This window comes from Frankia sp. AiPa1, assembly GCF_023243075.1.
In the GTDB taxonomy this organism is placed as follows: domain Bacteria; phylum Actinomycetota; class Actinomycetes; order Frankiales; family Frankiaceae; genus Frankia.
Map to the genome: position 1 here is coordinate 1 of NZ_JALKFZ020000142.1, position 12,459 is coordinate 12,459.

The window sequence follows — 12,459 nt, forward strand, 5'->3', positions numbered from 1 at the left end:
TGGACGGCACACGGTGGACGGCACACGGTGGACGGCACACGGTGGACGGCACACGGTGGACGGCACACGGTGGACGGCACACGGTGGACGGTGGACGGGTGTGGCACGCATCCGACCGAGCCGGCCAGCCGCCCGCGCGGTGACCTACCCTGAGTGTCGACGGCGCGGACGAACGCGGGAGGCGGGCTGCAGGCGGATGTTGACCACTCCACGCTTCCTGCAGGGGATCGTCCCGTTCGAGGGGCGTGGGCTGGGCGCGCCGTTCTCGCTGGGCGCGAGCTTCGCCTACGTGGTGCCGGAAGGGATCACGGCGCAGCCGCTGTACTTCCGCGGCGGCAACTCCACCAACGAACTCATCTGCGCGATCCTGCACCGGGACGGCCAGCCGATGCGCTACTTCCCGATCGGCGCCCGCGCCTCGGTGCACGTCCCCCTGCGCGTCATCGAGGATCTGGCCCCGGCCACCCGGGTCGAGCTGCTACTCGCCGCGCCGGAGGGCCTCCGCGGCACCCTGGTCGCCGACGTCGGCATCGTCGAACTCTGAGGCTGCGAACTCTGCCGCCGCAGATGGGCGACCCATCCACTGGACCGCTACTTTCGGCGATGGGCGACGGAGCAAGATCCCGCTTCACAGGTCGCCGTGGGGGACAAATCAGACACGAATACCCCCACAACGACCTGTTTGAATCTTGAGGCTTTCTGGCCCGGGAATTTTCGCCACGGAATGTGACAGGGCCGTCCGGTGAGAGCGTGCCAGCCCGACCAGGTCAGCAGGGCCGGGCGGACAGAGGGCCGGGCGGTCAGGAGGGCCGGGCGGTCAGTCGTGGGGTGGGACCACGCGGCGGTCCCGTTTGGTGGCGGAGCGCTGCTTCTTCGCCTGCAGTCGCCGCTCGACGGCGCCCCGGGACGGCTTGGTGGAGCGACGCGCGCGGGGTGGCGGTGCCGTCGCCGTCCGCAGGACGTCCACCAGACGGTCGAGCGCGGCCTCGCGGTTGCGCAGCTGTGAACGGTGTTCGCTCGCCACGAGGGTGAGGACGCCGTCGTGCAGCCGGCCGGCGAGGCGGGCCAGGGCACGCGCGCGAACCGCCGGGCGCAGACTCGGCGAGGTGGCCACGTCGAAGGAGAGCTCGACCCGCGAGTCGGAGGTGTTCACCGACTGCCCGCCGGGGCCGGAGGAGCGGGAGTACCGCCAGCGCAACTCGTCTGCGGGCAGTGCGAAACCCGGGCGAACCTGAACCTCCCGGGGCAGCATGCCCTCCATGGTGCCCGACCCCGGGCCATCCGTCAGCCGCGTTTACCCGACGGGCGTGGCGGGAGCGCCGGTCGTCGCGGTGGCCTCGCGCCACAGGTCGATGTCCTCACCGCTGCGGGCTCGCCGCCGCACGGCGGTGAGCGCGGCCCCGGCGCCCGCCAGCAACGCCAGCACCGTCACCTTGCGCGCCATGTCGACTCCTCTCGTCCGGCCCGGCCCGGCGCCGTCGGCGTCTGGCGACGGTCGCGCAAGCGTCGCTGTTCGCGACCCGACCTCCACGGTATCCCGGTGACCGACACCACGACCGCGTCAGTCCGAGAGGCCGATCCCGACAGGTGCGGCATCGCGCTCCCGAGGCCACGGCGCACTGATCAATGGCCACGGCCTACCGATCCGAGGCCACGGCACACCGAATGGCCACGGCACACCGATCCATGGCCGCGGCACCAACCCGAGCCCACCCAACCGCACAGGTCGTCAACCACACGGCAGCGACCAGCACGGGTCAGCGGCGCAGCAGGCCGCGTAGGCGGGAGCGGGCCGGCCAGGACCGGGGGGGCGCACTCACCTCGTAGGCGGGGAACGCCCGCTCGGCGACGTCCACCAGCATCGCGACGTCGATCGGCCGCAGGACCACCCCGGCGGAGAGCACATAGTCGGCCACGCCGGACGCGGGCAGCAGCAGCACGCCCTCGACCAGGGCGAGTCCGGCGGGCACCTCGGCCCGGGCGAACGCGACGACCGGCTGGGCCTCGAGCTGCCATCCCGCCGGCAGCTCGCCGAGCAGCTGGGCGGTGGTCTCCTCGCCCATCCAGGCGACCAGGCCGAGCATCGCGCGCAGCGGGACCTTGCCGGCCCAGACGCCGGCCGAGTTCTGCCGGACCGGGCCCTCGTGCGCGTCAGTCTCGATCACCCAGGCGCCGGACGGACCGATGACGAGATGATCGATGTTGCTCGCCGAGTCGGCCAGAGCCCGGTCGTGCAGGACCGTGTAGCCGGCGCGGACCAGGCGGTCGAGCGCCCGGGCGGTGCTGCGCTCGGCCTCGGCGTCCTCGCGCCAGGCCTCGATCTCCGGTGGGGTCCGGAAGAACCGGACCGCGGCGACGACGCCCACGACCAGCGCCGCGACGACGCCGAGCTGGGCCGCGACCCCCGCCGGCAGCCCGGCGAGGACGCAGAGCGCCACCACGGCGAGGACCGCCCCCGCGGCGATGCCGCCCGCGACGGCGAACGAGCGTTGTTTGTGGTCGGCGCGTTCGGCGGAGTAAAGCTCCCTGCGCCGCAGGTATTCGGCCATGGCCGAACGCCCCGCTGACTGCCGGTCGGACACGTCCGTGGTCACCACCTCCCGGCGCCGGCACGACGCCGCTGGGCTAGGCGATTGCCCCCGGTCCGGAACCGGGCCAGGACACGGTCAGTTACTCCGCGTTACCGGCTTGCTGGTCCATACCGGTCACCATTCCATTGAATTCACAACAGCGACAGGGTCAGGGGCGTGGAATATGCAAGCGAGAACCACGTTGAACCCACATCTATACCACCCTTCGGCGAAGTCGCCGAGACGACACCGGGCGGTCTGGTCGGATAGTCGACGCCGAGGCTGGGGAGGAATCTCCCAGGCAGCCGCCGCCGAGCGCGGCGCGATGGTGCCAGTGCCACGAAGGAGCCGCAGGATGCCAGGTCACGCGCCAGCTCGGGCCGCTGGGAACGACGACAACCCGCCGTACCGCAGCCCGCTCGACCGTGACGCCGTACTCGCCTTCGCAGTCGCCTGCGTGACACCTCCCGCCACCCCGACGGCCACCTCGGCCACCTCGGCCACCTCGGCCACCTCGGCCACCTCGGCTCCGACAACAGCCGACGCCCCGAGGGCAGGGGCATCTTCACCGATAGTCGCGGTGCCGTCGGCAATCCACTTGTCACCAGCTGTGACGGTGGGTGTTGAGACCGAATGGTTCGTGGTGGACCGACATGACGTACACCGTCCCGTCACGCCCGCGCGCAGCAGCCGAGCCCTCGCCTGTCTCGCCGACGGCGCCAGCCCGGCCGCCTGGGCGACCGCCATCAGGCCGGCCGGCGACCCGCCCTTGGGGGCAGCCGCCCATGCGGTCGTCGATGGGCCGGCTGACACCGACGCTTCCGGCATGATGCTGCCGGGCGGTAGCCGGATCACCTTCGAGCCCGGCGGACAGCTCGAGCTGTCCGGCCCGCCGGCGACGCTGGCGGCGGCCATCGCGGCGACCGCCGCGGATCTGCGCCTCGTCCGTGCCGCACTGGCCGAGCACGATCTCGCGCTGGTCGGCATGGGCACCGATCCGCTGCGCACCGCGGGACGCCAGACCACGGCGTCCCGCTACGCGGCGATGGAGAAGCACTTCCTGGCCGGCGGTGGCGCCTCCGGGACGTCGATGATGTTCTCGACGGCGTCCGTCCAGGTCAACCTGGACCTCGGGGCAACTCCGGCGGAGGCGGACGAACGGTTCCGGCTCGCCCACACCGTCGGTCCGGTGCTGACCGCCATGTTCGCCGCCTCGCCCGCGCTCGCCGGGCGACGTACCCGCTGGCGCTCCACCCGGCAGGCCATCTGGTCCGGCATCGATGCGAGTCGGACCCGTTCCGTCCTTGACGTCCGCCTCGGACCCGACGCCGGCCCCACCGCCACGCTGATACCCGGAACGCCCGACACACCCGGAACGCCCGCTGTCGGCTCCGGTTGGAAAAACGGAGGCACAGGCAGGGAACTCGGCGTTGGGGCGGGCATCGGCGCCGGTCCGCTTCCCTGCGCCGAGCTTGCCGCCCGCTGGGCCCGCTATCTACTGGACGCTCGCCTGATGATGATCGCTGCCCCCGAGCACGCCGGCACGGACGATTCGGGCGAGCACGACGACCATTTCATCGCCGCCACCGCGGGCCACACCTTCGCCGACTGGCTCGCCGGACGCGGCCCCGTCGCGCGTCCACCGACCATCGACGATCTTCGCTACCACGCGACTACCCTGTTCCCACCGGTCCGCCCCCGAGGGTGGTGGGAGTTGCGTTATCTGGACGCGCAGCCGGGGGATGGCTGGATGGTGGCCGTCGCGGTGACCACGGCGCTGCTCACCGATCCCGTCGCCGCCGCCGGTGCCGGAATCGCCTGCGAGCAGGTGGCCGGGCGCTGGTCGAGCGCGTCCACGCTCGCGATGGCCGACGAGTCGTTGCACCAGGCGGGCCTGGCCTGCCTTGACCTCGCCACGGCCGCGCTGCGTCGTGCGGGCGCCCCGGGTGATCTCGTCCATGCCGTCGAGGAGTTCACCGAGCGCTACCCGGGCCGCGGTCGCTGCCCGGCCGACGAACTGTCCGAGCGGTTCACCCGGATCGGCCCGGCCGGTCTGCTGCGCGAGGAGGCCCGGTCGTGCATCTCGGTCGCCTGACCCCGCAGCCGTCATCGTCCCCCGAGCCGTCCCCCGAACCGTCCCCCGAACCGTCCAGCGGCGACGGCCCGGTGAGCCTGCGCGAGCAGGTGGTGGCCGGGCTCGAGGAGGTCCGGCGACGGTCGCTTCTTTACACCGACATCGACGACGACGAGCTTGTCCGCCAGCACTCCCCGTTGATGTCGCCGCTGGTCTGGGATCTCGCCCATGTCGGCAACTTCGAGGATCTCTGGCTGGTGCGCGCCCTCGGTGCGCAGGATGCGACCCGGTCTGGCCTGGACGACATCTACGACGCCTTCCGGCACGGCCGGGCCAGCAGAGCGGCCCTGGCCCTGCTCGGCCCGGCCGGCGCCCGCGCCTACCTGCGCGAGGTTCGCGGACGCGCACTCGACCTGCTCGACCGGTTCGGCCCGCTGCCCGACGACCCGGCCCATTCCCTGACCATCCCGCACGCACTGCCGGTGGGCATCGGCATCGCCACCGAGCCCGGCGCGGCGCCCCCGGTGCCCGCCGGCACCTCCCCGACGGGCACCGGCACGCCCTCGGGCGCCGCGGCCCGTGCGACCGAGGGCTCCCCCCTGGACGCCGACGCCGACGCCCACGACCGGCTGCTGACCCGCGGATTCGTCTACGGCATGGTCATCCAGCACGAGCACCAGCACGCCGAGACGATGCTGGCCACCCATCAGCTGCGGGCCGGTCCCCCGCTGCTTGATGTCGGCGCCACACCCGCGCCGGGCCGGGTCGTGCCGCGCAGGGAGGTGCTGGTGCCGGCCGGCCCCTTCACCCTCGGTACGAGTCACGACCCGTGGGCGTACGACAACGAGCGCCCCGCGCACCGGGTGGAGCTGCCGGCGTTCTGGATCGACACGCTGCCGGTGAGCAACCGGGCGCAGATGGCCTTCATCGACGCCGGCGGCTATGACGACCCGCGGCTGTGGTCCCCGGCCGGCTGGGAATGGCGGCAGCAGGAAGGGGCCCACGCGCCCGCGTTCTGGTGGCGCGACGGCGGGATCTGGCTACGCCGACGGTTCGGCCGGATCGAGCCGGTGCCGCCGGACGAGCCCGTCCAGCATGTCTGCTGGTACGAGGCCGAGGCACACGCCCGGTGGGCCGGCCGGCGGTTGCCCACCGAGGCGGAATGGGAGAAGGCCGCTACCCACGACCCGGTCACCCGACGTTCACGCCGGTATCCGTGGGGTGACACCGCGCCGACCCCAGACCATGCCAATCTGGGAAATCGCACGAGCGGTCCCGCTCCATTGGGGGCCTACCCCACGGGCGCGAGTCCGTGCGGAGCCGAGCACATGATCGGGGACGTATGGGAATGGACCGCGAGCGGATTCACGCCCTACCCGGGCTTCCGTTCCCATCCCTACCGGGAGTACAGCGAGGTCTTCTTCCCGAAGTCGGGGGAGACGTCGGCCTTCCGCGTCCTGCGCGGCGGGAGCTGGGCGACCGGCGTCCCGGCCATCCGGGCCACGTTCCGCAACTGGGACTACCCGATCCGACGCCAGATCTTCGCGGGCTTCCGGCTGGCTCGCGACGCCGAATGACCACCACGCGCCGCGTGACCACCCCCAAGAGCCATCTGACGGTCTGGGGGCGCTGACCATGTGCCGTCACCTCGCCTGGATAGGCGCTCCCCGCACGCTCGCCGAGCTCACGATGGCACGTCCGTTCGGCCTGCTGCGGCAGTCCTGGGCACCGCGGCGGATGCGGCACGGCACGATCAACGCCGACGGCTACGGCGTCGGCTGGTACGCCCCGCGGCAGCGCGCCGAGCCAGCCCGGTACCGCCGGGCAGTGCCGATGTGGACCGACGCGTCCTATGCCTCGATCGCCGGTGTGATCGCCTCGGGCTGTGTGCTGGCGGCCGTGCGCAACGCGAGCGTCGGCATGCCGGTCGAGGAGTCCGCGACCGCCCCGTTCACCGACGGCATCCGCCTGCTCAGCCACAACGGGCGAGTGGACCCGAGCGCCGTGCGTGCCCTGCTGGCGAAGCACCCCGATGCACCGCCACCCGACTCGGCCTGCGACTCGGCGCTGGTAGCCGCCCTGCTCTGGGAGCACGCCGCACAGCTCCCCCTCGCCGACGCGGTCGCCACGGTCGTCACGGCCCTCGGGGACGCCGACCTCGCCGACTCCGGCCCCGGTGCCCCGCGCCCCTGGGCCGGAGACTGGACGGCTGTCCCCGAACACCCCCCCGTACCGACCCGTCCACCTGTGCCCGACCGGACGTCCGGGTCCAATCGGTTGTCCGGGTCCAATCGGACGTCCATTCCCGACCTGACAGCCGCGTCCGAACAGCAGTTTGGGCCCGATCGGACGTCCGCGTCCGAACAGCGGTCCGGGTTCGAACCGGCGCGGGCATCCGGACGAACGGAGACATCCACCCAGCCGCCGACGCCGGGCCGGGCGCAGGCCGCGCGTCTGAATCTCCTTGTCACTGATGGCACCCAGCTGGTCGCCACCGCCTGGGGCGAGACGCTGGTCTACCGGGTCGAGGCGGACGGTGTCCTGGTCGCGAGCGAGCCCGACGACGACGCACCTGGCTGGATCCATGTTCCGGACCGCCATCTCCTGGTGGCCGACACGCGCAAGGTCACCCTTCGTAGCTTGAAAACCGAGGGTGGCTACTGTGGGTTGCACACCGTCGATGGAGGAAACCACGATGACAGCGAGGACTCCGACGACCTCCCCCACCGGGACGGCTGACCCCGCGGATTCGATCACCGTTGTTCCACGTGAATCCGAGCTGATCTCCGCACCCGACGGTGGGCCCGCTCTGACAGTGCAGCGGCACGTTCGCGAGGCCGATCGGGCGGTCGCCCTGGCGCGCGACGTCCTCACCGGCCTGACAGCGCCGCCGCGGTCACTGCCGCCCAAGTGGTTCTACGACGCCCGGGGCGGAATCCTCTTCGAGGAGATCACCCGGCTGCCCGAGTACTACCCGACTCGACGCGAACGCACCATCCTCGAACTGCACGCCGCTGACATTGCTGCCGTCCACCCGGTCGACACCCTCATTGAGCTTGGCTCCGGTAGCTCCAGCAAGACCCGGCTGCTCCTGGACGCGCTGCGCGACACGGGCTGTCTGCGACGCTTCGCGCCCTTCGATGTGGACGAGACCTCTCTGATCCAGTCGGGGCAGGCCATCCTCGCCGACTACCCGGGCCTGGCGGTGCATGCGGTCGTCGGCGATTTCGAACGGCACCTGTCCTTTCTGCCCACCGGTGGACACCGCATGATCGCCTTCCTGGGCGGCACCATCGGCAACATGCGTCCGGAGTCGCGCCAGAAGTTCCTGACAACGCTTCGCGGTCAGGCTGGGCCCGGCGACACGCTCCTGATCGGTACGGACCTGCTCAAGGATCCGGACCGGCTGGTCGCCGCCTACGACGACGGTGCCGGAGTCACCGCCGCGTTCAACCGCAACATCCTCACCGTCCTCAACCGGGAGCTCGGCGCCAACTTCGACGTCCGCGGCTTCGCGCATATCGCCCAGTGGAACGCGGCCGACTCCTGGATCGAGATGCGGTTGCGCGCCGTGCGCGACCAGCAGGTCACTATCGACGCGCTGGCCCTCAGCCTTGACTTCGTCCGGGGCGAGGACCTGCTCACCGAGATCAGCGCCAAGTTCGTCCCGGAGGGGATCGACGCGGAGCTGGCGCAGGCCGGCTGGGCGTGCGCGGCGCGGTGGACCGACCCCGACGGGGACTTCGCCCTCACCCTTGCCGCCCCCACCACCCCACCACCCCCGTCTGACCCGGCCAGCCGGGCCGGCGAGCGTCCGGACAGCCGGGGCCCGGGATAGTCCGGACAGCCGGGCGGGTGCCCACGTCTACGTCTACCCATCCCGCCCGGCCATGTCAGCCCGTCCCGGCCATGTCAGCCCGTCCCGGCAGTGTCCACCAGGCCGGGACGGGTCCCGCTCAGCCCGGAAGACGACGCTCAGCCGAGCAGCGTGACGTCGCGCGCGGCGCCGGTCGACGCGGAGGTTGCCATCGCCGCGTAGGCGCGCAGCGCCGCCGAGACCGGACGCTGGCGGTCCGTCGGCCGGTAGCCACCAGCCGCTTCCTGTTCGGCTCGCCGCCGGTCAAGCTCCTCGTCCGGCACGACCAGTTCCAGGCGCCGGGCCGGGATGTCGATCTCGATGATGTCCCCGTCGCGGACCAGGGCGATCGTGCCTCCGTGCGCCGCCTCGGGCGAGACGTGCCCGATCGACAGGCCCGAGCTGCCGCCGGAGAACCGTCCATCGGTGATCAGCGCGCACTTGGGGCCGAGGCCACGCCCCTTGAGAAAAGCCGTCGGGTAGAGCATCTCCTGCATGCCCGGACCGCCACGGGGCCCCTCGTACCGGACGATGATGACGTCGCCGGCCTGGACCCGCTTGTTCAGGATGGCGTCGACCGCCTCCTCCTGGCTCTCGACGACCAGCGCCGGGCCGCGGAACGTCCACTGGCTCTCGTCCACCCCGGCCGTCTTCACGACCGCGCCATCGGCGGCGAGGTTGCCGAACAGCACCGCAAGGCCGCCTTCGACCGAGTAGGCGTGCTCGACCGAGCGGATGCAGCCGTTCTCGGCGTCGGTGTCCAGGGACTCCCAGCGGTTCGTCGAGCTGAACGGCTCGATCGTGCGCACCCCGCCCGGCGCGGCATGGAACAGCTCGACCGCGTCCGGCGACGGGTTCGTGCCACGCACGTCCCACCGCTCGAGAAATTCGCGCAGGCTGGCCGCGTGCACCGAGTGCGTGGTCGCATCGAGCAGGCCAGCCCGGTCGAGCTCGCCGAGGATCGCCGGGATGCCGCCGGCGCGGTGCACGTCCTCCATGTGGTAGCGGGTGGAGCTGGGCGCCACCTTGCACAGGCACGGCACGGTGCGGGAGATCTCGTCGATGTCGGCGAGGGTGACCTCGACACCGCCCTCGACCGCGGCGGCCAGCAGGTGCAGGACGGTGTTCGTCGAGCCGCCCATCGCCACGTCCACGGCGAACGCGTTGCGGAACGCGGCGACGGACGCGATCGACCGGGGCAGGACGGCGTCGTCGTCCTTCTCGTAGTAACGCCGGGCCAGATCGACGATGACCCGCCCGGCCTCGACGAACAGTTCGCGGCGCGCGGCTGAGGTGGCGAGAGTCGACCCGTTGCCCGGCAGCGAGAGCCCGATCGCCTCGGTCAGGCAGTTCATCGAGTTCGCGGTGAACATGCCCGAGCATGACCCGCAGGTCGGGCAGGCCGAGCGTTCGATCGAGGACAGATCGTCGTCGGAGACATCCGGGTTCACCGCCGCCGACATCGCCGTGATCAGATCGAGCTTCGACCGCGCCGTTCCGCCGGAGATCACCGCGTTGCCGGACTCCATCGCCCCGCCGGAGACGAACACCGTCGGGATGTTCAGCCGCAGCGCCGCGAGCAGCATCCCCGGCGTGATCTTGTCGCAGTTGGAGATGCAGACCAGCGCGTCCGCGCAGTGCGCGTTGACCATGTACTCGACGCTGTCGGCGATGAGCTCCCGGGACGGCAACGAGTACAGCATCCCGCCGTGCCCCATCGCGATCCCGTCGTCGACGGCGATCGTGTTGAACTCGCGCGCCACCCCGCCGGATTCGGCCACGGCACCGGCCACCAGTTCGCCGAGGTGGCGCAGATGCACATGTCCCGGAACGAACTCGGTGAAGCTGTTCGCGACGGCGATGATCGGCTTACCGAAGTCGTCGTCAGTCATGCCGGTGGCCCGCCACAGGGCGCGGGCACCGGCCATGTTCCGGCCGTGCGTGGTCGTTCGGGAACGCAGTGCGGGCATCTCGACCTCGGGGCTCACATCGGCAACGGGCGTCACCCTGGCGCCGCCTACCACGGTTGGCGGCCGCGTTCGGCGAACCACAGTCGAGCCACCGAGGGCGGCCGCTGGCGGCGGTCATGGGTGCTGAGACGACGGTACGCCACATGGCGGACGCGACACCGCAGCCCGATACCGTACGCCAGCGTGCCAGCCGAACAGCGTGACAGCCGAGCAGCGTCGTAAGCCGGGTCAGGTTTCCGGGCTGCCCGGGTCCTGGGAGGGTGGGTCGCCGGCGGCGTCCGGCGGGGGTGCGGCGAAGGGATAGCCCGCGATCCGCCGCCCGGCGCCCCTGCCACCGGCCGGCGGCTCAGGCCATGCGCCGGAATCGTCCTGACCGGGCCGAGCGCCCTCGTCGTTCGGCTCGCTGCCGGCCCACGATCCGGGAGTGGCGTCTGCTCCACGGCCAGCTACCGGTCGGGCTCCGGGGCCGGGCCGGGGCCCGGACCTGCCGCCGGACGCACCGCCGTGCTGCCCGGGACGTTCTCCGGGCCCGGCCGTGCCCCTCCGATCCGGGTCGGGTGGGGCGGGCAACGAGTCGAAGTCCGGCAGGAAGTCCGGGATGTAGGGGACCTCGTCCAGCGGTGGGAGGTCCGCAGCCAGGTCCTCGCCCGCCGGCTGGCGGCCCGCGGGCGACGTCGGCCCGCCACCGAGGGCCGGCGGATCCCAAGCCTGGTCCGGCGACGGCCCAGACTGGGACGGCTGCGCGGGTGCTGGGGATTGGCCGGACTCGGCCAGCCAATCCGTCCCATCGGGCTGCTGGCCGGGGATACCTGAGGGGCCGGGCCGGCCGGAATGCCCAGCAGATCCCGGCCAGCCAGACTGGCCGGCATAACCGGGTGCCCCGCCCTGGCCCAGATAGCCACCGTGACCCGACTGGCCGAATCGCCCCGGCTGACCGGGCTGACCGAACCGGCCGGGCTGGCCGAACTGCCCCGGGTAGCCCGGCTGGCCCGAAAAGCCGGGGGCGCCCGGCTGGCCGGGGCCTGGATAGCCGGACTGCCCCGCCGAACCTGGCCCGGCCGGGTAACCCGGAGCACCCGGATAACCCTGCGCCCCGGGGGGAAACGCCTGGCCTGGCGTTTGACCGGGCTGCTGCGGGCCGGCGGGCTGTCTCCTGGACGGTGGACGGCGGCGGCGCCACTGGTCGCGGATCACCCAGACCAGGCCGAGCGAGGCGACGGTCCCGGCGAATGGCGCGACCGAGTGCTCGGAGAAGATCAGAGAGATGGTCAGGACGAGCGTGAAGAGGTAGCCGGAGACGAAGAAGACGAACGGCCGGATCCGGAACTCGCTGATCCGGTTCCGCAGCACGATCGCCGGGAGAAGCCAGATCAGGAAGCCGAAGAAGGCCGCCGCCAGCGGGGCGACAAACAGGAAGCCGAAGAAGTTCGCCATGGTCAGGAGTCCAGCCGGCCGGCAGGTTCAGACCAACGCAGGCCCGATGTCGGCGCTGTGCGCGACATCGGGCGGCGCGGCGAAGTACGGCCCCAGCGCCGCGCGCCAGTGGACGAACCGCTCGGACTCGCGGAAGTCCACGAGGTGACGCTCGAGCGCATCCCATTCGACGAGCAGCACGTAGCTGGATGGCGACTCGACACCGCGGGTCATCCGTGCGAATCGGCACCCGGGTGTGCCGACCAGTTCGGGGCGCACCTGGTGGTAAGCGTCCTCGAAGGCCCGCTCGGTTCCGGGCCGGACCTCGAACCGGGCGATCTCGAGCACGGCCGTCACGGCGGCGCCATCGACCGCTGCGCCCGGCCGCGGGGTGTCCACCGCGGCGGTGCCACTCGTGTCGTCACTCACCTGGCGTCTCCTCGCGTCCTGCGCTCGGGCCGCGACCTCGACGGCCGCCCGGAGTCATGGTGCGTCCAGTGTGTCACCGCTGGGGCAGCCGATGGGCGGAGCATCCCACTTCGGACCGTATCCGGCACCGAGGACAAGGACCCGGGC

At 72.0% G+C, this 12,459-nt stretch carries 12 protein-coding genes; 5 read left to right on the forward strand and 7 right to left on the reverse strand.

Features of this window, described 5'->3' with window-relative positions; genetic code table 11:
• The first annotated feature begins 196 nt into the window (after window positions 1-196).
• Window positions 197-544: a molybdopterin oxidoreductase gene (locus MXD95_RS15780; protein ID WP_250641390.1), complete on the forward strand. Its 348-nt coding sequence runs from the start codon at window positions 197-199 to the stop codon at window positions 542-544.
• Window positions 545-817: 273 nt separating this feature from the next.
• Here MXD95_RS15780 and arfB read toward each other — a convergent pair whose 3' ends face one another.
• The 4 genes from arfB to MXD95_RS28970 all read right to left on the reverse strand — a co-directional run bounded on the left by arfB (window position 818) and on the right by MXD95_RS28970 (window position 3,083).
• Entirely contained in the window at window positions 818-1,252 is a 435-nt protein-coding gene (arfB, locus tag MXD95_RS15785; protein WP_250641489.1) for an alternative ribosome rescue aminoacyl-tRNA hydrolase ArfB, read from the reverse strand.
• A 42-nt stretch (window positions 1,253-1,294) separates the two neighbouring features.
• Window positions 1,295-1,444, reverse strand: a complete 150-nt coding sequence (locus tag MXD95_RS15790) for a DLW-39 family protein (protein WP_250641391.1) — start codon at window positions 1,442-1,444, stop codon at window positions 1,295-1,297.
• Window positions 1,445-1,757: 313 nt separating this feature from the next.
• On the reverse strand, window positions 1,758-2,549 hold the full coding sequence (locus MXD95_RS15795; protein WP_250641490.1) for a nuclease-related domain-containing protein: 792 nt from the start codon (window positions 2,547-2,549) through the stop codon (window positions 1,758-1,760).
• A gap of 384 nt (window positions 2,550-2,933) precedes the next feature.
• Entirely contained in the window at window positions 2,934-3,083 is a 150-nt protein-coding gene (locus MXD95_RS28970; protein WP_250641392.1) for a hypothetical protein, read from the reverse strand.
• Window positions 3,084-3,186: 103 nt separating this feature from the next.
• Here MXD95_RS28970 and egtA point away from each other — a divergent pair, with 103 nt between their 5' ends.
• The 4 genes from egtA to egtD all read left to right on the forward strand — a co-directional run bounded on the left by egtA (window position 3,187) and on the right by egtD (window position 8,482).
• A complete protein-coding gene (egtA, locus tag MXD95_RS15805; protein ID WP_308301501.1) occupies window positions 3,187-4,665 on the forward strand; it encodes an ergothioneine biosynthesis glutamate--cysteine ligase EgtA in 1,479 nt (492 codons plus the stop codon).
• Window positions 4,666-4,736: 71 nt separating this feature from the next.
• Window positions 4,737-6,221: an ergothioneine biosynthesis protein EgtB gene (gene egtB / locus MXD95_RS15810; RefSeq protein ID WP_250641492.1), complete on the forward strand. Its 1,485-nt coding sequence runs from the start codon at window positions 4,737-4,739 to the stop codon at window positions 6,219-6,221.
• 112 nt (window positions 6,222-6,333) lie between these two features.
• Entirely contained in the window at window positions 6,334-7,383 is a 1,050-nt protein-coding gene (locus MXD95_RS15815) for a class II glutamine amidotransferase domain-containing protein (protein ID WP_250641393.1), read from the forward strand.
• On the forward strand, window positions 7,340-8,482 hold the full coding sequence (egtD, locus tag MXD95_RS15820; RefSeq protein WP_250641394.1) for an L-histidine N(alpha)-methyltransferase: 1,143 nt from the start codon (window positions 7,340-7,342) through the stop codon (window positions 8,480-8,482). Before MXD95_RS15815 ends, egtD begins: the two co-directional genes overlap by 44 nt.
• Before the next feature lie 137 nt (window positions 8,483-8,619).
• Here the strand turns inward: egtD and ilvD are convergent, their stop codons facing one another.
• The 3 genes from ilvD to MXD95_RS15835 form a co-directional block, all read right to left on the reverse strand.
• Window positions 8,620-10,470: a dihydroxy-acid dehydratase gene (gene ilvD, locus MXD95_RS15825; protein WP_250641493.1), complete on the reverse strand. Its 1,851-nt coding sequence runs from the start codon at window positions 10,468-10,470 to the stop codon at window positions 8,620-8,622.
• Window positions 10,471-10,698: 228 nt separating this feature from the next.
• On the reverse strand, window positions 10,699-11,904 hold the full coding sequence (locus MXD95_RS15830) for a hypothetical protein (RefSeq protein WP_250641395.1): 1,206 nt from the start codon (window positions 11,902-11,904) through the stop codon (window positions 10,699-10,701).
• Between the two features lie 27 nt (window positions 11,905-11,931).
• Complete coding sequence (locus tag MXD95_RS15835; protein WP_250641494.1) at window positions 11,932-12,282, reverse strand: antibiotic biosynthesis monooxygenase family protein; 351 nt, start codon at window positions 12,280-12,282, stop codon at window positions 11,932-11,934.
• Between the last annotated feature and the right edge of the window lie 177 nt (window positions 12,283-12,459).